This is a genomic window from Roseovarius sp. MMSF_3350 (assembly GCF_030733425.1).
Taxonomy (GTDB): Bacteria; Pseudomonadota; Alphaproteobacteria; order Rhodobacterales; family Rhodobacteraceae; genus Roseovarius.
Window position 1 is genome coordinate 57,952 of record NZ_JASHIZ010000005.1, and the last position, 23,266, is coordinate 81,217.

24 protein-coding genes are annotated in these 23,266 nt (G+C 65.7%); 19 read left to right on the forward strand and 5 right to left on the reverse strand.

The features are described from left to right. Window positions 1-270: 270 nt before the first annotated feature. Window positions 271-3,726, reverse strand: coding sequence for a chromosome segregation protein SMC (gene smc, locus RBB31_RS06670; protein WP_306128488.1), 3,456 nt, complete (start codon window positions 3,724-3,726; stop codon window positions 271-273). Window positions 3,727-3,999: 273 nt separating this feature from the next. Between smc and RBB31_RS06675 the strand changes: the two genes are divergently transcribed. Together RBB31_RS06675 and RBB31_RS06680 are read left to right on the forward strand one after the other, a co-directional pair. After that, a complete protein-coding gene (locus RBB31_RS06675) occupies window positions 4,000-4,503 on the forward strand; it encodes a hypothetical protein (RefSeq protein ID WP_306128489.1) in 504 nt (167 codons plus the stop codon). 10 nt (window positions 4,504-4,513) lie between these two features. Then, a complete protein-coding gene (locus RBB31_RS06680) occupies window positions 4,514-4,987 on the forward strand; it encodes a GNAT family N-acetyltransferase (protein WP_306128490.1) in 474 nt (157 codons plus the stop codon). On the opposite strand, the gene RBB31_RS06685 is transcribed toward RBB31_RS06680, so the two are convergent. After that, the gene (locus RBB31_RS06685; RefSeq protein WP_306128491.1) at window positions 4,975-5,358 is read right to left on the reverse strand and encodes a hypothetical protein; all 384 of its coding nucleotides are present in this window, start codon (window positions 5,356-5,358) and stop codon (window positions 4,975-4,977) included. The two genes, RBB31_RS06680 and RBB31_RS06685, sit on opposite strands and share 13 nt — an antisense overlap. A 184-nt stretch (window positions 5,359-5,542) precedes the next feature. On the opposite strand from RBB31_RS06685, the gene RBB31_RS06690 reads away from it, so the two are divergent. Beyond that, on the forward strand, window positions 5,543-6,130 hold the full coding sequence (locus tag RBB31_RS06690; RefSeq protein WP_306128492.1) for a PRC-barrel domain-containing protein: 588 nt from the start codon (window positions 5,543-5,545) through the stop codon (window positions 6,128-6,130). Between the two features lie 67 nt (window positions 6,131-6,197). On the opposite strand, the gene RBB31_RS06695 is transcribed toward RBB31_RS06690, so the two are convergent. Beyond that, window positions 6,198-7,475, reverse strand: coding sequence for an FAD-binding oxidoreductase (locus RBB31_RS06695; RefSeq protein WP_306128493.1), 1,278 nt, complete (start codon window positions 7,473-7,475; stop codon window positions 6,198-6,200). A gap of 191 nt (window positions 7,476-7,666) precedes the next feature. Here RBB31_RS06695 and RBB31_RS06700 point away from each other — a divergent pair, with 191 nt between their 5' ends. From RBB31_RS06700 to RBB31_RS06730, 7 genes are all read left to right on the forward strand, one after another. Continuing rightward, window positions 7,667-8,017 (forward strand): Lin0512 family protein, encoded by a 351-nt coding sequence (locus RBB31_RS06700; protein WP_306128494.1) that lies wholly within the window; start codon window positions 7,667-7,669, stop codon window positions 8,015-8,017. After that, on the forward strand, window positions 8,014-8,376 hold the full coding sequence (locus RBB31_RS06705; RefSeq protein ID WP_306128495.1) for a Lin0512 family protein: 363 nt from the start codon (window positions 8,014-8,016) through the stop codon (window positions 8,374-8,376). Before RBB31_RS06700 ends, RBB31_RS06705 begins: the two co-directional genes overlap by 4 nt. A 73-nt stretch (window positions 8,377-8,449) precedes the next feature. Then, the gene (locus tag RBB31_RS06710; RefSeq protein WP_306128496.1) at window positions 8,450-9,217 is read left to right on the forward strand and encodes an FCD domain-containing protein; all 768 of its coding nucleotides are present in this window, start codon (window positions 8,450-8,452) and stop codon (window positions 9,215-9,217) included. 205 nt (window positions 9,218-9,422) lie between these two features. Next, window positions 9,423-10,748: an NAD(P)-dependent oxidoreductase gene (locus RBB31_RS06715; RefSeq protein WP_306128497.1), complete on the forward strand. Its 1,326-nt coding sequence runs from the start codon at window positions 9,423-9,425 to the stop codon at window positions 10,746-10,748. A 1-nt stretch (window position 10,749) separates the two neighbouring features. Next, window positions 10,750-11,535, forward strand: a complete 786-nt coding sequence (locus RBB31_RS06720; RefSeq protein WP_306128498.1) for an Fpg/Nei family DNA glycosylase — start codon at window positions 10,750-10,752, stop codon at window positions 11,533-11,535. A gap of 12 nt (window positions 11,536-11,547) precedes the next feature. After that, entirely contained in the window at window positions 11,548-12,852 is a 1,305-nt protein-coding gene (preA, locus tag RBB31_RS06725; protein WP_306128499.1) for an NAD-dependent dihydropyrimidine dehydrogenase subunit PreA, read from the forward strand. Between the two features lie 105 nt (window positions 12,853-12,957). Next, window positions 12,958-13,119: a hypothetical protein gene (locus RBB31_RS06730; RefSeq protein WP_306128500.1), complete on the forward strand. Its 162-nt coding sequence runs from the start codon at window positions 12,958-12,960 to the stop codon at window positions 13,117-13,119. Window positions 13,120-13,246: 127 nt separating this feature from the next. Here the strand turns inward: RBB31_RS06730 and RBB31_RS06735 are convergent, their stop codons facing one another. Both RBB31_RS06735 and RBB31_RS06740 read right to left on the reverse strand, forming a co-directional pair. Beyond that, on the reverse strand, window positions 13,247-13,714 hold the full coding sequence (locus RBB31_RS06735; RefSeq protein ID WP_306128501.1) for a hypothetical protein: 468 nt from the start codon (window positions 13,712-13,714) through the stop codon (window positions 13,247-13,249). A gap of 127 nt (window positions 13,715-13,841) precedes the next feature. After that, on the reverse strand, window positions 13,842-14,468 hold the full coding sequence (locus tag RBB31_RS06740; protein WP_306128502.1) for a TetR family transcriptional regulator C-terminal domain-containing protein: 627 nt from the start codon (window positions 14,466-14,468) through the stop codon (window positions 13,842-13,844). Between the two features lie 192 nt (window positions 14,469-14,660). Here RBB31_RS06740 and RBB31_RS06745 point away from each other — a divergent pair, with 192 nt between their 5' ends. The 9 genes from RBB31_RS06745 to RBB31_RS06785 all read left to right on the forward strand — a co-directional run bounded on the left by RBB31_RS06745 (window position 14,661) and on the right by RBB31_RS06785 (window position 23,076). After that, window positions 14,661-15,911, forward strand: a complete 1,251-nt coding sequence (locus RBB31_RS06745) for a Zn-dependent hydrolase (RefSeq protein ID WP_306128503.1) — start codon at window positions 14,661-14,663, stop codon at window positions 15,909-15,911. A gap of 300 nt (window positions 15,912-16,211) precedes the next feature. Continuing rightward, window positions 16,212-16,502, forward strand: a complete 291-nt coding sequence (locus tag RBB31_RS06750; protein ID WP_222452293.1) for a GIY-YIG nuclease family protein — start codon at window positions 16,212-16,214, stop codon at window positions 16,500-16,502. 134 nt (window positions 16,503-16,636) lie between these two features. Further along, window positions 16,637-17,215 carry a hypothetical protein gene (locus RBB31_RS06755; RefSeq protein ID WP_306128504.1) on the forward strand — a complete coding sequence of 193 codons (579 nt, stop codon included), beginning with the start codon at window positions 16,637-16,639 and terminating at the stop codon, window positions 17,213-17,215. Then, window positions 17,212-18,675, forward strand: a complete 1,464-nt coding sequence (hydA, locus tag RBB31_RS06760) for a dihydropyrimidinase (RefSeq protein ID WP_306128505.1) — start codon at window positions 17,212-17,214, stop codon at window positions 18,673-18,675. The genes RBB31_RS06755 and hydA overlap by 4 nt, the downstream gene beginning before the upstream one ends. 4 nt (window positions 18,676-18,679) lie before the next feature. Next, window positions 18,680-19,006, forward strand: a complete 327-nt coding sequence (locus RBB31_RS06765; protein ID WP_306128506.1) for a hypothetical protein — start codon at window positions 18,680-18,682, stop codon at window positions 19,004-19,006. Window positions 19,007-19,148: 142 nt separating this feature from the next. Then, window positions 19,149-19,955, forward strand: coding sequence for an ABC transporter ATP-binding protein (locus RBB31_RS06770; protein ID WP_306128507.1), 807 nt, complete (start codon window positions 19,149-19,151; stop codon window positions 19,953-19,955). 381 nt (window positions 19,956-20,336) lie between these two features. Beyond that, window positions 20,337-21,212, forward strand: a complete 876-nt coding sequence (locus RBB31_RS06775) for an ABC transporter permease (RefSeq protein WP_306128508.1) — start codon at window positions 20,337-20,339, stop codon at window positions 21,210-21,212. Then, a complete protein-coding gene (locus RBB31_RS06780; RefSeq protein WP_306128509.1) occupies window positions 21,209-22,054 on the forward strand; it encodes an ABC transporter permease in 846 nt (281 codons plus the stop codon). The genes RBB31_RS06775 and RBB31_RS06780 overlap by 4 nt, the downstream gene beginning before the upstream one ends. Window positions 22,055-22,083: 29 nt before the next feature. Continuing rightward, window positions 22,084-23,076 (forward strand): ABC transporter substrate-binding protein, encoded by a 993-nt coding sequence (locus tag RBB31_RS06785; RefSeq protein ID WP_306128510.1) that lies wholly within the window; start codon window positions 22,084-22,086, stop codon window positions 23,074-23,076. Window positions 23,077-23,266 lie beyond the last annotated feature (190 nt).

The window sequence follows — 23,266 nt, forward strand, 5'->3', positions numbered from 1 at the left end:
CATCATATTGAGTATACCTGAATGTCTTCCAGTCTATCACTGAAGACGTGACCCCGCGAAGCGGCTACTTCGCGGGGTCTTTCTTTGTCAGGACGTCAAAGCCCTATCCAAAGACGGATGATCGCAACCGTCAGCGTTCCCGCCGCCAGAAAGACCATCCACTTTCTGAATGCCTTTTCATCCAGTCGTACCACCTCCTCTCACTGCAAAGGGTTGCAGCGAGACCAGAAATATCGGCTCAATGTTCGTAAAATCTTAACGACGGGCGGCTCAAGCCACCATCTGCTCGGCTTTCTTCAGGTCGACCGACACCAGCTGGCTTACACCCTGCTCGCCCATCGTCACCCCGAACAGGCGGTCCATCCGGCTCATCGTCACCGCGTGGTGCGTGATGATCAGGAACCGCGTCTCGGTCCGGCGGCACATCTCGTCCAGCAGATCACAGAACCGGCCCACATTGGCGTCGTCCAGTGGCGCATCCACCTCGTCCAGCACGCAGATCGGCGCTGGGTTGGCCAGGAACACCGCAAAGATCAGCGCCAGCGCGGTCAGCGTCTGTTCGCCCCCCGACAGCAGGCTCAGCGTCGCCAGTTTCTTGCCCGGCGGCTGGCACATGATCTCCAGCCCCGCCTCCAGCGGATCGTCGCTCTCGACCATCACCAGGTTGGCCTCGCCGCCGCCGAACAGGTGCTTGAACAGCATCGAGAAGTTCGAATTCACCTGCTCGAACGCCGTCAGCAGCCGTTCGCGCCCTTCGCGGTTCAGCGACGCGATGCCACCCCGCAGGGTGCGGATCGCTTCCTCGAGATCGGACTTCTCATTCACCAGCGTGTCGTGCTCTTCCTGCACCTCACGCGCGTCCTCCTCGGCCCGCAGGTTCACCGCCCCCAGCGCATCGCGCTGGCGTTTCAGCCGGTTCACATCCGCCTCGATCGCCTCCGATGCGGGCATGGTCTCGGGGTCGGCCTGCAACGTGTCCAGCAGGTCCTCGGGCGAACAGTCCAGCTCTTCCTCGATCCGCCCCGCCGCCTGTGCCTGGGTCTCCCGCGCGGCTTCCGCCCGCGCCTCGGACCGGGCCCGCGCCTCGCGCGCCTCGCCGGCCAGGCGCTCGGCGTCGCGCTCGTTCCCGACCGCCTCACGCGCCACCCCTTCGGCGTTCGACAGCGTATCGGCCGCCTCGGCCCGGCGCGCCTCGGCCTTGGTGATGTCGGCGTTCAATGCCTCGCGCTTCGCCGCCAGTTCGCCCGGCTTCGCTCCGGCCTCGGACAGTTCCGCTTCGCTCGCGTCCTTGCGCTCGGCCAGCTCCGCGCTGCGCGTCTTCGCCGTCTCCAGCCGGTGCCGCCAGCCCGACAATTCCTTGGTCACTTCCTGGCTGCGCTTCAGCCGGGCCTCGCCCTCGCGGCGCAACTCGTCATGGGCCGAGCGCTTGGACATCATCGTCATCCGCGCCGCCTCGACCGTCATCTTGACGTCTTCCACCTCGGCCCGCGCGGTGTCCAGGTCGGCCAGGTCGCCCATCGCCTTCTCGGCCTCGGCCAGCGTCTTGCGCGCGGCGAGCGCCTCCTCCTCGTGCCGCGTCACCGCCAGCCCGAGGCTTTCCAGCTTGGATCCCGCAAGGCTCCGCTCCGCCTCGGCCCGGCTCAGCGCCCGGTTCGCCTCGGCGACCCTGCCGTCCGCCGCGCGCCGCGCCTCGCGCGCCGCCTTGTCCGCATCGGTCAACTCCACCAGCCGCGCCTTCAGCGTCTCGTGCGCCCGCTGCGCGCCCTCGGCCCGCGCCGTGGCGTGCGACAATTGCTGCTTCAATTCCTCCAGCCGGTTCAACTGTTCCAGCCGCAGCGCGGCGGCCGAAGGCGCATCCTCGGCCCAGGCGCGGTACCCGTCCCAGCGCCACAGGTCACCCTCGACGCTGACCAGCCGTTGACCGGGTTTCAACAAGGCCTGCAGACGCGGCCCATCGTCGGAATCCACCAGCCCGATCTGCGCCATCCGCCGTGCCAGCACACCCGGCACGTTCACATGCGCGCCCAGCGCCGCAACGCCCTCGGGCAGGGTCTGCGCCTGGGCATACCCGTCCAGCGGCACCCACCCCGACGGCCCGTCTGCCTCCACTTCCGGCGCACGCAGATCGTCGGCCAGCGCCGCGCCCAAAGCTTTCTCGTATCCCGGCGCCACCTGCACCGCATCGAGGATCTGACCACCCTCCGCCGTGTCCCGCTCCAGCAGACGCGCCAGAGCCGACACTTCCGCCGACAGCGCACTCACCTCGCCCTCGGCCTCGGACCGTTCGGCGCGCGCTTCCGCCTCGCGCCCCTGCGCATCGGCCCGCGCGTCGTCGGCTTGCGTCAATGCAACCTCGGCCGCCTGCGCCGCGGCAACCGCCTCTTTCTCGGCCGTCTCGGCGGCGGCATATTCCTCGCTCGCCCGCCCAACGGTGTACTGCGCCGCTTCCACCGCCTCCTTGGCCCGTGCCGCCTCGGCATCGGCCCGGTCGCGGGTCTTGCGGCTGTCCTCGACCAGCCGCTGCGCCGACTGGTGCCGCGCGGCCAGCCGGGCGACATCCTCGGTCAGTTCCGACAGTTCCGTTTCCCGCGCCTGCAAGACTTGGCTGGCATCCGCCGCCTCGGCGCTCGCCGCCTCCAGCTTGCCCTCATGCCCGTCCGAGGCCTTGGCCAGTTCCTGCGCTTCCCATTCCAGCCGCTCGATCGTCTCGCCCGCATCGCGGTTCAGGCTGTCCTCGCGCTCCATGTCGCGGGCCAGCTGCTCGATGCGCGCCTGCAACGTTTCGATACGGTCCTTGGCCGCCGCTTCCTGCTCGGCCAGTGTATCCCGGCTCACTTGCAGGCGTTGCAGCACCGCGGCGGCAATCGCCTCTTCCTCGCGCAGCGGCGGTAGTGCCTCGTCCGCCCGCGCCCGCAGCCTTGCCGCCTCGCGCGCCGCCGCCTCGGCCCGCGCCGCATCGCTCGTCCGCTCGGTCAGCTCGGTCTGCGCATTGGCCCGCGCCAGGTCCGCTTCCTTCCAGCGACGATAAAGCAGCAAGCCCTCGGCCTGCCGCAATTCCTCGCCGATCTGGCGATACCGCGCCGCCTGCTTGGCCTGCCGCGCCAGCTGCGCCAGTTGCGTGGCCAATTGCTCGATCACGTCATCGACGCGGGCCAGGTTGCTCTCGGCCCCTTTCAGCTTCAGCTCCGCCTCGTGCCGCCGCTGGTAGAGTCCGGAAATCCCCGCCGCCTCTTCGAGGATACGCCGCCGCGCCGTCGGCTTGGCGTTGATCAGCTCCGAGATCTGCCCCTGCCGCACCAGCGCCGGCGAATGCGCCCCGGTAGAGGCGTCGGCAAACAGCATCTGCACGTCCCGCGCCCGCACGTCCTTGCCATTCACCTTGTAGGCGCTGCCCACATCCCGCGTGATCCGGCGGATGATCTCCAGGTGGTCGGCATCGTTGAACCCCGCCGGCGCCAGCCGGTCGGAATTGTCCAGGTGGATGCTCACCTCGGCAAAATTGCGGGCAGGCCGCGTGGCCGCTCCGGCAAAGATCACGTCCTCCATCCCCGAGCCGCGCATCGAGGTCGGCCGGTTCTCCCCCATCACCCAGCGCAGCGCCTCCAAGAGGTTCGACTTGCCACAGCCGTTCGGCCCCACCACCCCGGTCAACCCATTCTGGATGAACAAGTCGGTGGGGTCGACGAAGCTCTTGAACCCGGTCAATCTCAGCTTGGTGAACTGCACGGCGCGTGTCCCTCCGGTGGGGCCGGTCTGATTGTTCGACGTGATTCCGGCCTTGGGAGCACATGCAAGCGCACGACCTTGCATCCTGTCAACGCAAAACCCCTGCATATTGCGCAACAGCGATACTTATCCACAAGATATTGCGCCTCCTTGGGCAAAACCAAAGGCGACCCTGCCCGTTTGGCCCGCATGTCCGTGCAAGATATTGCGGCATGTGCCCGCGAAACATATGCTGCGACGCAGATCAATATCGATGCCACGGAAAACATCGCCATGTCCAATCCGATAGCCCTTCTCGTTGCCGGTCTTGCCGGTGGGGCCGGTCTCGGCGCGCTGGTCACCGCAACGGTGATCGACCGGCCCGCCATGTCCAAGGCGGCGATGTCCGAGGGCATGGCCCACGACCATTCCGCCCACGATCACGGGCAGGGAGACGCCATGCACGATCACAAGATGGTCGAGGCCGCCGACCCCGCCCCGACACTGGAAATCGAGCTTCATTCCGACGGTCCGCAAAGCCGCAACCTGCACATCATGACCACCAACTTCACCTTCGACCCCGAAGGCGTGAACGGCGCGCACCGCCCCGGCCACGGCCACGCCCATGTCTACATCAACGGCGTCAAGCAGCCCCGCGCCTACAGCCCCTGGGTGCAACTGGACGCCCTGCCCAAAGGCACCCACGAGATCCGCGTCACGCTCAACGCCAACGACCACGGCCATCTCGCCACAAACGGCACGCCGATCGAGGCCGTGACAACCGTGACCATCGAATAGCCCGCGCACCATGCTCATCGTCGAAATCGCCAACCCGTCCAGCCCCGGCCCCCGCGCCCTGCTGGAACAAAGCCACGCCCTGATGCGAGAGCTGTTCCCGCCCGAGGACAACTATGCCCTCGATATCGAGGAATTGCGCGGACCCGACATCCGCTTCTACGCCGCCCGCGACGGCGCCCAGACACTCGGCACCGGCGCGCTGGCTCTCAAGCGCGGTTATGCCGAGGTGAAATCCATGTTCACCTCCGAGGCCGCCCGCGGCCGGGGCGTCGCTGCCGCGATCCTGCGCGCGCTGGAAGACGAGGCGCGCGGCGAAGACATCCCCGTCCTGCGCCTGGAAACCGCCGACGCGCTCGGCGCCGCGATCCGGCTCTATGAACGCCACGGCTTTGCCCGGTGCGGCATCTTCGGCGACTACCGCCCGAACACCACCAGCGTCTTCATGGAAAAGATCCTGTCACCGCCCGCCGCTCAGAACGGGTAACAGATCAGCTCTTCGCCATCCGCGTCCAGTTCGAACGCGTCGCATTCGAGATACGTCTCGCGCCGCTCTGGCGCCGGGGCGCCCGCCCCGCAATCCAGAGTGGCCCGCATCATCGCCTGGTCCCCGCTCAATCGGTCCACCCGGCACCCGCTGACCCGCTCGATCGCCAGCACCGCGGGCACGCCCACGCTCGACAGGCGCAGCGCGGGTTGCGGGTTCAGCCGGATCGCCTCGGCCCGCCGCCCCGCCACCCGAATGTCGAATACCGACGCGCCCATCTTGATCCGCACCGGCGAAACCCCGGAAAACTCCGGGCCGGGCGTCGCGCAGGCCGCGACGGCAAGTATCGGTATCAGGACAGGCAGACGCATCGCCCGATCTTCGCAGGCATATCGTTAAAAAACAGTAACAACTGGCTTTTTCGCTCGGCGCAACGCAGAGGTCCGCGATTTGTTTCATCACGAACCCGGATTCTTTTTCCGGTCTCCGGGGAACGCCCCGGGGGGCCACGCACGTTTATCTACCAGATACGGAACGTAAAAAAGGAGAAACATCATGAAACTTTTTGGCACAACAGCCATCGCAATGGCGCTCGCCACCACCGCCGCGTTCGCCCAGAGCGACTCGGATACCGACATGGAGACCGACACCCAGAACACCCAGGTCGAGTCCAGCACTGAAATGGACACGGCCGATGACGCCGCCACTCGAGGCGGCAGCGATGCTGGCGACACCCAGTCGGCCATGAACGACGGCATGACCTGGGACAAATCCAGCGAAGAAATGGGCCAGATGCAAGGTGATCTGATCCGCAGCCGCGACATCACCGGCGGCGCGGTCTACACCACCAACGAAGCCAACGACGAAGGCGAAGGCTGGGAAACGTCCGAGTATAACGAAGTCGGGTCGGAATGGAGCCAGATCGGCGAAATCGAAGACCTCGTCATGTCTCGCGACGGCAAGCTGACCGGCATCGTCGTCGAAGTCGGCGGTTTCCTCGACATCGGTGACAAGCACGTCCTGCTGTCGGTCAAGGACGCCAAGCTCGTCCCGGTCGATGACGCGACCTACACCTTCGTGACCAAGTTCAGCGAAGAAGAGATCGAGGAAATGAACGGCGTCGACGAAGGCTTCTGGAACTAAGCCGAGCCACGTCTCGCCATTGCCGCCGCCCCATGCCGGGCGGCGGTTTTTGTTTGGCAGGTGCGCGCTACAGGCTCTTCCACCACTGGTGCGCCACGAACGCCGCCCGCATCGCGCCGGTCCTGGCCGCCTTGAACGGCACGCGGGTCAGATCGCTCAGCGGCACCGGCAGCGCCGCCGGATCACCCCCCGCGATCAGCTCCGCCATGCACTGGCCGAACACCGTTCCGGTCGTGATCCCCCGTCCGTTATACCCGATCGGCGTCAGCACCCCCGGCGCCAGCCGGATGATCCGTGGCAGATGATCGGGCGTCATCGCGATCTGACCGTGCCACGCCGCTTCGAACGTCACCTTCCCCAGTTCCGGAAACAGCCGCTCCAGCCGTTTTGCCGCCCAGCGCCGCGAAAGGCCCCGACCCGCCGCGCCCATCACCGGCCCCATCGAACCCAGAACCATCCGACCCGCCGCATCCCGGCGCAGGCTGGTCATGATCGTGCCGGTATCCCACACACCCTGCCGGCCCGGCAGCACATGCGCCATCTCCGCGCCCAGCGGCGGCGTCGCCAACTGAAAGAACTCGATCGTGGTGAAGATATCACGCAGCCCCGGCCACAGCCCGTCGGTATAGGCATTCGTCGCCAGCACCACGTGCCGCGCCCGTACCGTGCCGCGGTCCGTCTCGACAACCCATGCCTCGCCGTCCCGCCGCAGCGCCGTCGCCGTCACGCCGGTATGCACCACCGCCCCGGCCCCCTGCGCCGCCCGCGCCAGCCCGCGCACGTACCCCATCGGGTTCACCGTCCCGGCGCGATGATCCAGCAAACCGCCGTGAAACGCCCATGTCCCTGTCCGCTCGGCCACCGCCTCGCGCGACAACAGCTCCACCGGCGCGCCCAGCCGCTGCCATTCGTCATATCGCTCCCGCAGGCCGTGCATTCCCCGGGCGGCATGGGCGGCATGAATGGTCCCCGTCCGCGTCACCTCGCAGCGCATCTGGTGCGTCTCGATCAGGTCGAATACCTGCCCCGGCGCGTTGCCGAACCGCTCGATGAATCGCGGCCCATAGGTGTCGCCCAAAAGCTTTCGCACCTTCGCCGGCGGATACCACACGCCGGCATTTACCAGCCCGACGTTGCGCCCCGACCCGCCATACCCGATCCGCTTGGCCTCCAGCACATGCGCCCGCACCCCCTTCCCGGCGGCGTAAAGCGCGGTCGCCAGCCCGGTATAGCCACCCCCCACGATGGCCAGGTCCGTCACCACGTCGCCCGGCATCGGCACGCCGCTCTCCGGCTCCTCCGCCGAGTTGTCCCACAGGGATATGCTGGGGCCATGCCCTGTCATCGCTGCCGTCCCGCGCCGCGTCTCGCCGCGGCACCGTGAGACGCAATGCCCCCAACGTCAATATCGCAGGCGGCACGACGATGCACCGCCCTGCGCCTTTCACGCGGCGCGTCCGCCGATCCACTGACAGCTTGCAATTTCACTGTTCCAAAAATACTCCGATCCCGACGCCAGCCACTTCGGAGCCCCACATGCCCAAAACCCGCCTTCTCACCGAATTCGGCATCGGCTCGTCCCTGCGCCACCGCGACTATACCGCTGCCGCCCGCCGCGCACTTCAGGATGCGCTCTGGCGCAACTCCATCAACCTCGCGGAACTCTTCGGCCAGCCCAAAGAGGCGATGATCATCGACGTGGAAATCGCCGCCCCCGACCCCGACGCCGTCGATATCGCCGCGCTGGCGGATGTTTTCCCGTACGGCAAGGTCTCCATCACCGCGCACATGGGCGGCCTCGACGTGCCCCGCCCCGACGGCGGCACCCCCACCGTGATCGTCAACGCCGCCATCAATGTCAGCCTCAACCTGGAGCCCGTGCAATGACAGATCACCGCTTCATCATCGAAATGGGCATGGGCAACGATCAGTACGGCATGGATTACCAGAAGGCCGCCGCCCGCGCGATCGAATCCGCCATCCGCCGCTCGGCCATTCCGATGTATTCGACCACCGCGCTCGACCCCTCGCAGATGCGCGTCCAGGTCACCATCGGCGTGCAGGAACCCGACAAGCTCGACACCCACGCGCTCGCCGCCGGCCTGCCGCGCGGAAACGCCACCGTCACCGCCACCTTCGGCGGGCACAACGTGGTGAACCCCGACACCGGCGACACCATCGTCATAGCGACAGCGGCGGTCGAGGCGTTCCTGCCCGACCAGTCCGGCAACTACACCGCAGGCTAATTCCGAACGGTCCGGCGCTTGCCCCCTCACGCCGCTGGTCATATGATTTGACCAATCCAATCCCGGGGCCGCCATGCCGTTCCAGAAAGTCACGCCCGAAAAACTCTCGCTCGCGGTCACCCGCCAGATCGAGAAACTGATCCTGCGTGGCATCCTGCGCCCCGGCGAACGCCTGCCATCGGAACGCGAGCTTGCAGACCGCTTCGGCGTTTCCCGCCCCTCCCTGCGCGAGGCCGTGGCCGAGCTTCAGGACAAGGGCCTGCTGACCACCCGCGCCGGCGCCGGCATCTTCGTGGCCGACGTTCTGGGCAGCGCCTTTTCCCCCGCCCTGATCGAGCTTTTCGCCAGCGACGACGAGGCCGTCTTCGACGTCATCGCCTTCCGCCGCGACATGGAAGGGCTCGCCGCCGAACGCGCCGCCCGCCTGGCCTCGGACACCGACCTTGAGGTCATCGCGTCCACCTTCGCCCGCATGGAAAGCGCCAAGGGCCGCGCCAACCCCGAACGCGAGGCGCGGCTCGACGCCGAGTTCCACATGGCCATCCTCGAGGCCAGCCACAACGTGGTGATGCTGCACATGATGCGCTCGATGTTCCAGCTCATGCAGGAAGGCGTGTTCTACAACCGCCAGGTCATATTCAACCAATCGACCAGGCGCTCCAACCTGCTGGACCAGCACCGCGCCATCCGTGACGCCATCCTCGCGCGCGACCCCGTCGCGGCCCGCGCGGCGGTCGAAACCCACCTCGATTTCGTCGAACGGGCGCTGACCGACCAGCGCAAGGCCGAGGCTCACGAACACATCGCCCGCCAGCGCCTGGAACACGAGAACCGCCGCTGAATTCCTCACCAATACCGTAGGGTGGGTGGTTCTGCGCGACGCGCAGGTTCACCCACCGCTGCGCCATACGCCATACAGATGGCGGCCTGTCGCGCGCCTTCGGAACTCATTTCGCGCCGTTCACAAACTGCTCAAATTTTACCAATTGATAAAATTTTGATCTGTGCAATACTTTCTCCAAAGCGCACAGCCACTGGAGCCCTCCATGAGCCATTCCGCCCTGACCCCCGGCATCACCTCCGGCCGCCTGTCAGAGGACGACCTCGCCCGCAACTTCTCCGACCTGCACCCGCCGCTCGACGCGCACGAGGCGCTGGTGGCCGCGGACCGCTGCTATTTCTGCCACGATGCGCCCTGCATCACGGCCTGCCCCACCGATATCGACATCCCGCTCTTCATCCGCCAGATCGCCACCGGCACGCCCGAGGCCGCCGCAAAGACGATCCTCACCCAGAACATCCTTGGCGGCATGTGCGCCCGCGTCTGCCCGACCGAGACGCTCTGCGAACAGGCCTGCGTGCGCGAGGCCGCCGAAGGCAAGCCCGTGCTGATCGGGCAACTTCAACGCTACGCCACCGACACCCTTCAAGCCACGGGCATGCATCCCTTCGCCCGCGCGGCCGAGACGGGCAAGTCGGTCGCCGTGGTGGGCGCGGGACCGGCCGGTCTGGCCTGCGCCCATCGTCTGGCGATGCACGGCCATTCCGTCACGCTCTTTGACGCCCGCCCCAAGCCCGGCGGCCTCAACGAATACGGCATCGCCGCCTACAAGACGGTCGACGGCTTCGCCGAGCGCGAGGTCGACTGGCTGATGCAAATCGGCGGGATCACCCTGGAAAACGGCAAGGCGCTTGGAGCCGACCTTTCGCTTGACGACCTTCGCGCCCGCTTCGACGCGGTCTTCCTCGGCATCGGGCTGGGCGGCGTCAATGCCCTCGGCCTTGCGGGCGAAGACAAGACAGGCATGCTCGATGCGGTCGATTTCATCTCCGACCTGCGCCAGGCCGGCAACCTGCGCGACTTGCAGATTGGCCGCGACGTGGTGGTGATCGGCGGCGGCATGACCGCCATCGACGCCGCCGTGCAGGCCAAGCTTCTCGGTGCGCTCAACGTCACGCTGGTCTACCGCCGCGGCCGCGACCGCATGAACGCCAGCGTCTTTGAACAGGACCTCGCCGCCTCCAAGGGCGTGCGTATCATCACCAATGCCACGCCCCGCGCCATCCACGGCAACGGCACCGTGCGCGAGATCGAGTTCGAATACACCGACGACGCCCTCACCCCGACGGGCGAGACCGTGCGCATCCCCGCCGACCAGGTCTTCAAGGCCATCGGCCAGGCGCTCGCGGGCGACGCCCTGCCCGATCTCGACGGCCGCAAGATCGCCGTCACCGGCCCGGGCCGCACCTCGGTCGCCGGCGTCTGGGCGGGGGGCGACTGCGCCGCGGGCGGCGACGACCTGACCGTCACGGCGGTGGCCGAAGGCCGCGACGCCGCCGAAGACATCCACGCCCGGCTGACGGCGGGCTGACATGCCCGAGCTGCCCGAATGCGAGGCCAACCGCCGCAGGGTCGAGGCGCACTGCCTCCACCGTACCATCGAGGCGATCAAGATGGGCGAGACCTCGCACATGGACCTGCCCGGCAAAAACGCCCGCGGCCGCCTCACGGGCCGGCAGTTCACGGAAACCCGCCGCCGCGGCAAGGCGATCTTCGCCGGGTCGCAGACCGGCCCGTGGATCGTCGTCTCGCTCGGCATGACAGGCTCTTTGCGTCCCTATGAAGACGGCGACACGGCACCCGATCACGCCCGCATGACCTTCGTCTTCGAAGGCGGCCGCCGCCTCGCCTTCCGCTGTCCGCGCAAGCTGGGCTGGATCCGCGTCATCGACCGCCCCGACGACTGGATCGCAAAGGCCGGTCTCGGTCCCGACGCGATGGATATCGATCGCGACACCTTCGCCGACCGCGTCGGCAGCACGCGCGGCGCGGTCAAGTCCGCCCTCATGGCGCAAAAGAAGATCGCGGGCATCGGCAACCTGTGGTCGGACGAGGCGCTCTTTCACGCAGGCCTCTCTCCCGACAGCCGTGGCGATGCTTTGACCGGCGATCAGCTCGACACGCTTTTCGACTGTACTCACAATGTGCTTGGCCGCCTGCTCGACGCCAATGCCGATTACAGCCGGATTCCGAAAGAATGGCTTTTCCCGCACCGCCAGGAGGGCGCCACCTGCCCCACCTGCGGCGGGACCATCACCCGAAAAAAGGTCGGCGGCCGCTCCGCGTTCTACTGCCCCGACCATCAGCCCCGCACCTGAGGAGGTATCCCCATGGCAGACCTGACCACGAACTTCATCGGCATCACCTCGCCCAACCCATTCTGGCTCGCCTCGGCCCCGCCCACCGACAAGGAATACAATGTCCGCCGTGCCTTCGAGGCCGGCTGGGGCGGCGTGGTCTGGAAGACACTGGGCGAAGAAGGCCCGCCCGTGGTCAACGTCAACGGTCCGCGCTACGGCGCGATCTGGGGCGCCGACCGCCGCCTTCTGGGGCTCAACAACATCGAACTGATCACCGACCGCCCGCTGCAGACCAATCTCGACGAGATGACGCGCGTGAAAAAGGACTACCCCGACCGTGCGCTCATCGCGTCCCTGATGGTGCCCGTGAACGAGGACAGCTGGAAGTCCATCCTCGACCGCGTGCTCGAAACCGGCTGCGACGGCGTGGAACTGAACTTCGGCTGCCCGCACGGCATGTCCGAACGCGGCATGGGCTCCGCCGTGGGCCAGGTGCCGGAATACGTGGGCCAGGTCACCGAATGGTGCAAGAAACACTCGAACCTGCCCGTCATCGTCAAGCTCACGCCCAACATCACCGACGTCCGCAAACCCGCCCAGGCGGCCAAGGACGGCGGCGCCGACGCGGTCTCGCTCATCAACACGATCAACTCGATCACGTCCGTCAACCTCGACAGTTTCGCCCCCGAGCCCACCATCGACGGCAAGGGCGCGCATGGCGGCTATTGCGGCCCGGCGGTGAAACCCATCGCGCTCAACATGGTGGCCGAGATCGCCCGCACGCCATCGCTCGCCGGCCTGCCCATCTCGGGCATCGGCGGCATTACCACCTGGCGCGACGCCGCCGAATTCATGTCACTCGGCGCCGGCAACGTGCAGGTCTGCACGGCGGCCATGACCTACGGCTTCAAGATCGTGCAGGAAATGATCTCGGGCCTGTCGCAATTCATGGACGAAAAGGGCTTCACCTCCACCGAAGACCTCGTCGGCCGCGCCGTCCCGAACCTCAGCGACTGGCAGCACCTGAACCTCAACTACATCACCAAGGCCCGCATCGACCAGGACCTTTGCATCAAGTGCGGCCGCTGCTATGCCGCCTGCGAGGACACCTCGCACCAGGCCATCTCGATGTCTCCCGGCCGCACCTTCGAGGTGATCGATGCCGAATGCGTGGCGTGCAACCTCTGCGTCAACGTCTGCCCGGTCGAGAACTGCATCACGATGGAGCAAATGGCTCCCGGCACGACCGACCCTCGCACCGGCAGAACCGTCGAGGCCGACTACGCCAACTGGACCACCCATCCCAACAACCCCGGCACCTGCGCCGCGGAATGACAACCCCAGATTCTTCGTACGAAGAATCTGAACCCCCAGAAAATTCGTATGAATTTTCTGGGGGTGCGCGACAGTGGATCAAAACACGATCCGGATCGGCCCGGCATGACAAACGACGATCATCTGGTCGCCGGTTTCGATCAAGTGGTACCCGCGTCTGCGCACTTCCCGCTCGAACGCCTCTCGCCCGACTTCCCGTTCCACCCACCGGCGCGAGCGGCGCACTACCGCGCCGTTCCGGGCGGATTTGCTCGAAAACAACTGTGAGACCCAAGGGGCGGCGGGAACGGGGCGGGTACTCTGCATCATGCTCCGAACCTGACATCACCATGGTAAAGATGATGTTAAGGCTTCAGCACAAGCCGAGCCAAATGCGTCCCTGGACCTTTGGCCTTTACGCTCCGCCGTCGACCGCCGGCGCACCTGCCCGGCCGGGCGGCCGGTCACCGCGAACCTCGACCTTCAGAACCTCGATCATCTCGCGCAGATCGGTTATGTCGCGCACGGCCCGCGACTGTTCCTGCCGCGTGCTGGCGCGCAGGAGGTCCTGCTGTCGTCCTACAAGCTCATACTGCGCCGCCACCAATTGATCGCGCGGGGTCTCCTGGCTCTTGATTCGCGCATCGAGCACGCTTTCGCCCGATGCCTTGGCCGGCAACCGCGAGACCTCGTCGCGCGCCGAACGCACCGTCGCCTCCGGGCGCGGCCCGTCCTCGCCCGTGGCATTGTCGGAATTGTTGCCGCTCGCACTGCTTTCCGCCGACCCCGAGGCGCTCCTGACGGCGAGTTTCTGAAGGTTCTGCCCGGCGCCGGCCGGCACCGCTGGCAGGAAGGTCACAGGGGCTGGTCCTGTGATGTTCATGTGTCCACTCCAAACACGGGGGATCGCTAGATCCGGCGCCCGCACCCAACCGACCTTGTACCACGCCACAAGGGGGGCCGCGACGCCATTAAAGAAAGCATTTTAGGCGATTTGGCCGCGCCGGGCGTCACACCGCCAGCATCCGGCGATAGAGCGTGTCGAGGAAAACAGACGCATCTTCATGCCCGTCACGCCCGTCCAGCAGCACCTGCACCTGCGCGTCGAAATCCGCGTAGTGCTGCGTCGTGGCCCAGATCGAAAAGATCAGGTGGCGCCCGTCCACCGGCTTCAGCCGCCCCGCCGCGCCCCAGGATTCAATCAGCGCCGCGGTCTCGTCCACCAGCGGCTTGAGAACCGACACCAGCCCCGCCCCGATCATCGGCGCGCCCTGCAGGATCTCGTTGGCAAACAGCCGGCTCTCGCGCGGCAGCGCCCGACTCATCTCCAGCTTTCGATGCACATAGCGCAGGATTTCATCCAGCGGCTCGCCGGCGGGGTCGATGGCGCGCATCGGGTCCAGCCACGTGTCCATCAACCCGTTCAGCAGCGTCACATGGATCTCTTCCTTGCCGGCAAAGTAATACAGGATGTTCGGCTTCGACAGCCCCGACGCCTCGGCGATCTGGTCCAGTGTCGCGCCCCGGAACCCGTGCATGGAAAACACGTCCAGCGCCGCGTCCAGGATGCGCTTGCGGTTGCGCAACTGTATCCGGCTCGGCTTGGCTCCGCCGGCCGCCTGCGTCCCGTCTTCCATCGCGCCTCTCACTCATTGCTGCCCGAAGATGTAGCATCGCGCGGCCCGAATTGGCCAGCGACGGGTGCAATGCTTGACAGACCCGCCCCGCTTCGCAATCGTGCTTTTACCATTTGGTAAAAAAGTGGCAACCGGGATGGCAGCCAATATCGCGTCCGCCCGTGCTATGATACGACAGACAGGGGGATAGCGATGACCGCACCGGGCCAAAACCTCAAGATCGACGGCGACAGGCTCTGGGACAGCCTGATGGAGATGGCCAGGATCGGCCCCGGCGTCGCGGGCGGCAACAACCGCCAGACCCTGACCGACGAGGATGCCGAGGGCCGCGCGCTCTTCCAGTCGTGGTGCGAGGCGGCGGGCCTGACCATGGGCCTCGACACGATGGGCAACATGTTCGCCCGGCGCGAAGGCACGGATCCTGACGCGCTGCCGGTCTACGTGGGCTCCCACCTCGACACGCAACCCACCGGGGGCAAGTATGACGGCGTCCTCGGCGTGCTCGGCGGCCTCGAGATCATCCGCACCCTCAACGACCTCGGCATCAAGACGAAACACCCCATCGTGGTCACCAACTGGACCAACGAGGAAGGCACCCGCTACGCCCCCGCCATGCTGGCCTCGGGCGTCTTCGCCGGTGTGCACGACCAGCAATGGGCCTATGACCGCGTCGATGCCGACGGCAAGACGTTCGGCGACGAGCTCGAGCGCATCGGCTGGAAAGGCGACGAGCCTGTGGGCGACCGCAAGATGCACGCCTTCTTCGAGCTGCATATCGAACAGGGCCCCATTCTGGAGGCCGAAGGCAAGGATATCGGCGTCGTCACCCACGGCCAGGGCCTGCGCTGGATCGAATGCACCGTGACCGGCAAGGAAAGCCACACAGGCTCCACCCCCATGCACATGCGCAAGAACGCCGGCCGCGGCCTCGCCCGTATCACCGAACTGGTGCACGAGATCGCCATGAAGAACCAGCCCAACGCCGTCGGTGCCATCGGCCAGGCCAACGTCTATCCCAACAGCCGCAACATCATCCCCGGCAAGGCCGTCTTCACCATCGACTTCCGCTCTCCCGACCTGGAAAAACTCGAAGGCATGGTCGCGGAGCTGCTGGAAAAGGCCCCGAAGCTCTGCGAAGAGATCGAGGTCGGCTTTTCCTCCGAGATCGTCGGCCAGTTCAACCCGCCCGCGTTTGACGAGACCTGCGTCAAGGCCGTCCGCGACGCCGCCGAACGCCTTGGCTACTCCCACATGGACATCGTCTCGGGCGCCGGCCACGACGCCTGCTGGATTAACGACGTGGCCCCGACAGCGATGGTCATGTGCCCCTGCGTGGATGGGCTGTCGCACAACGAAGCCGAGGAAATCTCCAAGGACTGGGCCACGGCAGGCGCGGACGTCCTGATGCACGCGGTGGTCGAGACGGCGGAGATCGTTGAATGATCGTCAAACGATCATTCAACGTCCCGGACTTGATCCGGGACCTCCCGGCCACTTCGCGCACCGCAGTCCCGGACTTGATCCGGGACCTCCCCGCCACACCGCGCAACGCAGTCCCGGACTTGATCCGGGACCTCCCAGCCACACCGCGCACCGCAGTCCCGGACTTGATCCGGGACCTCCCAGCCACACCGCGCACCGCAGTCCCGGACTTGATCCGGGACCTCCCCGCCACCAGCGTCGCGCCACAAACACCAAAGCCGCGTGCACGCCAAATTAACCATGTTCCCGCACCACCGGACCATGGCGTTCTACACCTACATCATGGCCTGCCGCTCAAACACGGCGATCTACGTCGGAACCACAGGCAACCTGCGCGACCGCGCGGCCCAGCACCGGCTGGGGGCCGGCTCCGTGCACACGTCGAAATACAACATCACCAAGCTGGTCTACTTCGAGACCCACGAAACACTGGATGCCGCCGTCGCCCGCGAACGAAAGCTGAAACGCTGGCGGCGCGAGTGGAAAGACAGGCTGATCGAACACGCAAACCCAAGCTGGTCCGACTTGAGCATGGAGGCCTCGTTTCTCTGAGGTCCCGGATCAAGTCCGGGACTGCGTAGCACCAGAGAGAAACGCAAAATGACCACCAAAGTCATCAAGATCGGTACCGTCTGCACCACAAGAAGGTGGCAAAACGTGCAGGCCGTAAGGGCTAGGTGCGCTGCGTGAGGCTACTCGCATTCATAGCGGCGGTTCTGCTACCGCTTATTGCGCTCGAAATTGCCTATCGGGGAGCTGGTCTTGGTTTTACCGGGTACCGATTTGTTGGATTACTTTCCTGGTCGGCTCTCTCTTTCCAGACCAGAACGGGTTTTCCCCATGGCGATGTTTTTCTGGTCTTAGGGGCGTTGTCCGTCGTTTTGTCGTGCAGGATAAATATCGTGCTGTCGGCATTCATCGCGACGTTCCTTTACGTCGCTCAGTACTGCTTCAACAAGCCGCAAATCTTCGAACATTTTTTCTTCCGTGGAACGATCTATGAGCCACCAAGCCCTTTCGCTTATTTCAGCGGGCTCTCCAACGCCGAAATTGTCTATTTCCTCACGCTCGGGAAATTCATCCAGTTCTTGATCTTGATCGCGGTCATGTGGCTTTTGACGAAAGCGCTCTATGACCCAAAAAACCACGGAGCACCTGCGAACATCCTTAAGCGCTTTAGAACTCGAGAGCTCAGGACCGCGCACAACGCCTATCACGACAGCAAGATACTGCTCAAAAACCAGAACAGGGAGCGAAACCAATGACCACCAAAGTCATCAAGAACGGCACCGTCTGCACGGCTGACCGCACGTGGAAGGCCGATGTCCTGATCGAGGACGAAAAGATCAAGCAGATCGGCGAGAACCTCAAGGGCGACGAGACCATCGACGCCGAGGGCGCCTATGTCATCCCCGGCGGCATCGACCCGCACACGCATCTGGAAATGCCCTTCATGGGCACCACGGCGGCCGAAACCTTCGAGACCGGCACCTGGGCCGCGGCCTGTGGCGGCACCACGATGCTGGTGGATTTCTGCCTGCCGGGTGCGGATGGCTCCATCAAGAACGCCATCGAGGAATGGCACCGCAAATCCGCCCCCCAGATCTGTTCCGATATCGGCTATCACATGGCCGTCACCGGCTGGAACGAGACCATCTTCAACGAGATGAAGGATGCCGTCGACATGGGCGTCAACTCCTTCAAGCATTTCATGGCCTACAAGGGCGCCTTGATGATCGAGGATGACGAGATGTTCGCCTCCTTCAAGCGCTGCCGCGAGCTGGGCGCCCTGCCCATGGTCCATGCCGAGAACGGAGACCTCGTGGCCGACATGCAGCAGGAAATGTTGTCCAAGGGCATCACCGGCCCCGAGGGCCACGCCTATTCCCGCCCGCCCGAGTTCGAGGGCGAGGCGGCCAACCGCGCCATCACCATCGCCGACGCCGCCGGCGTGCCGCTCTACATCGTGCACGTCTCCTGCGAACAGGCGCACGAGGCCATCCGCCGCGCCCGCCAGAAGGGGATGCGCGTCTATGGCGAGCCTCTGGCGCAATTCCTGACCCTCGACGAGGGCGAATATTTCAACAAGGATTGGGACCATGCCGCCCGCCGCGTCATGTCGCCCCCTTTCCGCAACAAGGAACACCAGGACAGCCTCTGGGCAGGCCTTCAGGCCGGCTCGCTCCAGGTCGTCGCCACCGACCACGCCGCCTTCTCGACCGAGCAAAAGCGCATGGGCGTGGACGATTTCACCAAGATCCCCAACGGCTCCAACGGGCTGGAGGAACGCATGCCGGTGCTCTGGACCCGCGGCGTCGAGACCGGGCGCCTGACACCCAACGAGTTCGTCGCCGTCACCTCCACCAACGTCGCCAAGATCCTCAACATCTACCCCAAGAAGGGCGCGATTGTCGAAGGCGCGGATGCCGATATCGTGGTCTGGGACCCCAGGATCACCAAGACGATCTCGGCCTCCAACCATCACTCGATCCTCGACTACAACGTGTTCGAGGGCTTCGAGGTCACGGCCAATTCCCGCTACACCATCTCGCGCGGCGAGGTCATCTGGGCCTGGGGCCAGAACTCCCAGCCCCAACCCGGCCGCGGCCGCTTCGTGCCCCGCCCGGCCTTCCCCTCGGCGCATGAGGCGCTGTCGAAATGGAAGGCGCTGACCGCGCCCAAGATGATCGAACGCGACCCGCTCAATATCCCGGCCGGCATCTGACCCCATGCGCCTCGCCCTCGCCCTCCTCCTGCTGGCCAGCTCGGCCACGGCCCAGCTGGCGGCCCCCCTCGGCAATCCCGACGGCTGCGCCCGCATCCTGGGCGAGGAGGCCACCAAGGAAAATGAGGTCGCCATTGTCGCAGGTCACCTGAACCTGCACGGCGCGATCTGCCAGATCACCGCCGTGCAGACCGGCACGCTCATGGCCACCTGCCCCGGCGACGCCCAGAGCCGCAAAAAGGTCCTTGGCATCACCCGCAGTGCCGATGGCACCGGCGTCACCCTCACCCTGCCCGACGGCTCGGTCGAAGACCTGGCGCCCTGCGAATGAACCACATCGCCCTCCGCCCGCGCCATTGCCCGCAAATTCATCATGTGCCTGCAACGCGGGCATCTGACGCCCGGACCCGCCTTGACACCGCCTTGCGGCGTGGGATTGTTCCCTTCACCCGGCCCGGAGACACGACACCATAATGCAAGATGCCCAAGCCACATCGACCCCCAGCCCCGTGATCGCCGCCCGCGACCTGTCCCTGACCTTCCAGACCAATGACGGGCCCGTGCATGCGCTCAAGGACGTGACGCTGGACGTGGGCAAGGGCGATTTCGTCTCCTTCATCGGCCCCTCGGGCTGTGGCAAGACCACCTTCCTGCGCTGCATGGCCGACCTTGAACACCCCACCGGCGGCAGCATCTCGGTCAACGGTATGACCCCCGCCGAGGCCCGCCAGCGCCGCGCCTATGGCTATGTCTTCCAGGCCGCCGGCCTTTACCCGTGGCGCACCATCGGCGGCAACATCCGCCTGCCGCTCGAGATCATGGGCTATTCCAAGGCCGACCAGCAGAGCCGCATCGCCCGCGTCCTCGAACTGGTCGATCTCGCGGGATTCGAAAAGAAATTCCCCTGGCAGCTGTCCGGCGGGATGCAGCAACGCGCCTCCATCGCCCGCGCGCTGGCCTTCGATGCCGATATCCTGCTGATGGACGAACCCTTCGGCGCGCTCGATGAGATTGTCCGCGACCACCTCAACGAGCAACTTCTCCAGCTCTGGGACCGCACGAACAAGACCATCTGCTTCGTCACCCACTCGATCCCCGAGGCGGTGTACCTCAGCACGAAGATCGTCGTCATGTCCCCCCGTCCCGGCCGGATCACCGACGTGATCGAAAGCACGCTCCCTCGGGAACGCCCGCTCGACATCCGCGACACGCCGGAATTCCTCGAAATCGCCCACCGCGTCCGCGACGGGCTGCGGGCAGGACACAGCTATGAGGGCTGAGCTTGCACCGCCCGCCCCGGACCTGATCCGGGTGCCTGCCCCTGGCTTGATCCGGGAGCCCGCCCCGGACTTGATCCGGGGCCTTCTGCCCACCGCTGTCCCAGAGGCCCCGGCTCGGTGGCCGGGGCGGGGCCACGCGCGTGGTGCCAGCCCCACACGGGTTACGGTCCCCGGAACCGGGCCGCAGGTTCAAACAGTTGCCCCCGCCCGCCGAAGCAGGCGGAGGACTTTCACCGTTCACGGTCATCGGCTCTCCAGCCTGTACCGTGCGGCCAAAGTACAACGCAAACCTTTCATCGTTCTTAAAATACTCAAGAGACTGCGCTCAAATCCACGGATCGGATTGAGTATTTTTGGAACAGTGAAAGCAGGGGGCCTGTAATGCGCAACATCGTCCCTGTCCTGACGGTCGTCGCGACCCTCATCGCGCTCTGGTACGCGGGCGCCGTCGTCCTCAATGCGCCCTGGGCCTATGACAAGGCCGCGCGCGCCGAGGTCACGCTGACCTTCCCGGAACTCGTCGCCGACACCTGGTCGCAGGAAAAACCCAAGCTGCCCGCGCCGCACCAGGTTGCGGCGGAAATGTGGAACACCACCGGCGCGATGATCGCCAGCGGGCGGCCCTTTTCCAAGCGCTCGCTGATCTACCACAGCTGGATCACCTTCAGTTCCACCGCCCTGGGCTTCCTCTTGGGCACCGCCCTCGGCACGCTTCTGGCCATCGGCATCGTCTACAACCGCACCATGGACATGAGCGTCATGCCTTGGGTCATCGCGTCCCAGACCATCCCGATCCTCGCCATCGCGCCGATGATCATCGTGGTGCTGAACGCCGTGGGCATCTCGGGGCTTCTGCCCAAGGCGATGATCTCGATGTACCTGTCGTTCTTCCCGGTCGTGGTCGGCATGGTGAAGGGCCTGCGCAGCCCCAGCCAGATGCAGCTCGACCAGATGCGCACCTGGAACGCCAGCCGGTCCCAGACCTTCTGGAAACTGCGCCTGCCGTCGTCCATGCCCTACTTCTTCACCTCGCTGAAGATCGCCATGGCCGCCAGCCTCGTCGGCGCCATCGTCGGCGAGCTGCCCACGGGTGCTGTCGCCGGCCTCGGCGCGCGGCTTCTCGCGGGCAGCTATTACGGCCAGACCATCCAGATCTGGAGCGCGCTGATCATGGCCGCCACGCTGGCTGCCGTTCTCGTTGGCCTGATCGGCCTGATCCAAAGGGTCACGCTCAAGCGCATGGGGATGGCGACATGAGCTGGCTGATCGCAGGGGCGCTCATCTGGGCCGCGGGCTGGTGGATCAACACGCGGCTGGCCCGCCACCCGCAGAAGACCGCCGCACAACTGGCCGCGCCCATCGTATTCGGCGCCACGCTCATCGCCGTCTGGGAATGCCTCGTCTGGGGATTGGGCATCAAGCTCGCCCTCCTGCCCGCCCCCAGCGTCATCGCCGTGACGTTCGCCAATTCCCTCAACATCCTCTGGGGCGACTTCCTTCAGACCGCCATCAAGGGCGCGCTGACGGGCTATATCCTCGGCTGCGGCGTCGCGTTCCTGACGGCCATCGCCGTCGACCGCTCCGATTTCCTGAAACGCGGCCTGCTGCCCGTGGGCAACTTCGCCGCCGCCCTTCCCATCATCGGCCTCGCGCCCATCCTGGTGATGTGGTTCGGCTTCGACTGGCAGTCGAAGGCCGCCGTCGTCGTCGTCATGGTGTTCTTCCCCATGCTGGTGAACACCGTGCAGGGCCTCGCGGAGGCCGACGCGATGCAGCGCGACCTGATGCGCACCTATGCCGCCGGCTACTGGACGACGCTCCTGAAACTCCGCCTGCCCGCCGCCATGCCGTTCGTCTTCAACGGGCTCAAGATCGGCACCACGCTCGCGCTCATCGGCGCCATCGTGGCGGAATTCTTCGGCTCGCCGATCCAGGGCATGGGCTTTCGCATTTCCACCTCCGTGGGTCGCCTCGCGATGGATCTCGTCTGGGCCGAGATCGTCGTCGCCGCCCTCGCCGGCTCGGGATTTTACGGCGCGGTCGCCTTGATCGAACGCGCCGTCACCTTCTGGCACCCGTCCCAACGGGGCCGGACATAACCAAAGCAAACCAGAACAGGGAGAAGACAATGAAACACCTCACCACGACGCTCGGCCTTGCCGCCGCCACCCTCTGGGGGGGCATGGCCCAGGCCGCCGATGATGTCACACTGCAACTCAAATGGGTGACGCAGGCCCAGTTCGCCGGCTATTACGTCGCGCAGGACCAGGGCTTTTACGAAGAAGAAAACCTCGTCGTCACCATCAAGCCCGGCGGGCCGGACATCGCCCCCGCCCAGGTCATCGCCGGCGGCGGCGCCGACGTCATCATCGACTGGATGCCCTCGGCGCTGGCCAGCCGCGAGAAAGGCCTGCCCCTCGTCAACATCGCCCAGCCGTTCAAAAGCTCCGGCATGATGCTGACCTGCCGCAAGGACACCGGCATCGAAGGCCCCGAGGATTTCAAGGGCAAGACCCTCGGCGTCTGGTTCTTCGGCAACGAATACCCGTTTCTGTCGTGGATGAGCCAGCTGGAAATCCCGACCGAGGGCGGCGAGGATGGCGTCACCGTCCTGAAACAGGGCTTCAACGTCGATCCCCTGCTGCAGAACCAGGCCGCCTGCGTCTCGACCATGACCTATAACGAATACTGGCAGGTCATCGACGCCGGCCTCACGCCCGAGGACCTCGTTGTGTTCAAGTACGAGGACCAGGGCGTCGCCACCCTCGAGGACGGCATGTACGTGCTGGAGGAAAACCTCGAAGACCCCGAGTTCGTCGACAAGATGGTCCGGTTCGTCCGCGCCTCGATGAAGGGCTGGAAATGGGCCGAGGAGAACCCCGAAGAGGCTGCGATGATCGTGCTGGACAATGACGCCACCGGCGCCCAGACGGAAGAGCATCAAAAACGGATGATGAGCGAGGTTGCCAAACTGACCGCCGGCTCCAACGGCGCGCTCGACCCGGAAGATTTCCAGCGCACGGTCGACTCTCTGCTGTCGGGTGGCTCCGACCCGGTCATCACCGAGGACCCGGGCGAGGCCGCCTGGACCCACCAGATCACGGACGAGGCGCTGAACTGAGGCCAATCGCCGTTTAACTGACGCGTTCCGCCTGTCGCCTTCGCATGGGGCACCGGGCGGAACGCCCATTCTCTCAGGTGCCGGATACCTGCTGTGGCAAGGTCGAAAATGTCCGGGCAGAGCCACGCGGCGACTGGCGCCGTAAACAGTTAATTTCTTCGTTAATGAATTACACCGCTCACAGTTTCGT

What these genes read in the sequence shown, in the direction of transcription:
- RBB31_RS06675 (WP_306128489.1), top strand. Translation starts at nt 4,000, where the DNA reads ATGTCCAATCCGATAGCCCTTCTCGTTGCCGGTCTTGCCGGTGGGGCC.
- RBB31_RS06680 (WP_306128490.1), top strand. Translation starts at nt 4,514, where the DNA reads ATGCTCATCGTCGAAATCGCCAACCCGTCCAGCCCCGGCCCCCGCGCC.
- RBB31_RS06685 (WP_306128491.1), bottom strand. Translation starts at nt 5,358, where the DNA reads ATGCGTCTGCCTGTCCTGATACCGATACTTGCCGTCGCGGCCTGCGCG.
- RBB31_RS06690 (WP_306128492.1), top strand. Translation starts at nt 5,543, where the DNA reads ATGAAACTTTTTGGCACAACAGCCATCGCAATGGCGCTCGCCACCACC.
- RBB31_RS06695 (WP_306128493.1), bottom strand. Translation starts at nt 7,475, where the DNA reads ATGACAGGGCATGGCCCCAGCATATCCCTGTGGGACAACTCGGCGGAG.
- RBB31_RS06700 (WP_306128494.1), top strand. Translation starts at nt 7,667, where the DNA reads ATGCCCAAAACCCGCCTTCTCACCGAATTCGGCATCGGCTCGTCCCTG.
- RBB31_RS06705 (WP_306128495.1), top strand. Translation starts at nt 8,014, where the DNA reads ATGACAGATCACCGCTTCATCATCGAAATGGGCATGGGCAACGATCAG.
- RBB31_RS06710 (WP_306128496.1), top strand. Translation starts at nt 8,450, where the DNA reads ATGCCGTTCCAGAAAGTCACGCCCGAAAAACTCTCGCTCGCGGTCACC.
- RBB31_RS06715 (WP_306128497.1), top strand. Translation starts at nt 9,423, where the DNA reads ATGAGCCATTCCGCCCTGACCCCCGGCATCACCTCCGGCCGCCTGTCA.
- RBB31_RS06720 (WP_306128498.1), top strand. Translation starts at nt 10,750, where the DNA reads ATGCCCGAGCTGCCCGAATGCGAGGCCAACCGCCGCAGGGTCGAGGCG.
- preA (WP_306128499.1), top strand. Translation starts at nt 11,548, where the DNA reads ATGGCAGACCTGACCACGAACTTCATCGGCATCACCTCGCCCAACCCA.
- RBB31_RS06730 (WP_306128500.1), top strand. Translation starts at nt 12,958, where the DNA reads ATGACAAACGACGATCATCTGGTCGCCGGTTTCGATCAAGTGGTACCC.
- RBB31_RS06735 (WP_306128501.1), bottom strand. Translation starts at nt 13,714, where the DNA reads ATGAACATCACAGGACCAGCCCCTGTGACCTTCCTGCCAGCGGTGCCG.
- RBB31_RS06740 (WP_306128502.1), bottom strand. Translation starts at nt 14,468, where the DNA reads ATGGAAGACGGGACGCAGGCGGCCGGCGGAGCCAAGCCGAGCCGGATA.
- RBB31_RS06745 (WP_306128503.1), top strand. Translation starts at nt 14,661, where the DNA reads ATGACCGCACCGGGCCAAAACCTCAAGATCGACGGCGACAGGCTCTGG.
- RBB31_RS06750 (WP_222452293.1), top strand. Translation starts at nt 16,212, where the DNA reads ATGGCGTTCTACACCTACATCATGGCCTGCCGCTCAAACACGGCGATC.
- hydA (WP_306128505.1), top strand. Translation starts at nt 17,212, where the DNA reads ATGACCACCAAAGTCATCAAGAACGGCACCGTCTGCACGGCTGACCGC.
- RBB31_RS06765 (WP_306128506.1), top strand. Translation starts at nt 18,680, where the DNA reads ATGCGCCTCGCCCTCGCCCTCCTCCTGCTGGCCAGCTCGGCCACGGCC.
- RBB31_RS06770 (WP_306128507.1), top strand. Translation starts at nt 19,149, where the DNA reads ATGCAAGATGCCCAAGCCACATCGACCCCCAGCCCCGTGATCGCCGCC.
- RBB31_RS06775 (WP_306128508.1), top strand. Translation starts at nt 20,337, where the DNA reads ATGCGCAACATCGTCCCTGTCCTGACGGTCGTCGCGACCCTCATCGCG.
- RBB31_RS06780 (WP_306128509.1), top strand. Translation starts at nt 21,209, where the DNA reads ATGAGCTGGCTGATCGCAGGGGCGCTCATCTGGGCCGCGGGCTGGTGG.
- RBB31_RS06785 (WP_306128510.1), top strand. Translation starts at nt 22,084, where the DNA reads ATGAAACACCTCACCACGACGCTCGGCCTTGCCGCCGCCACCCTCTGG.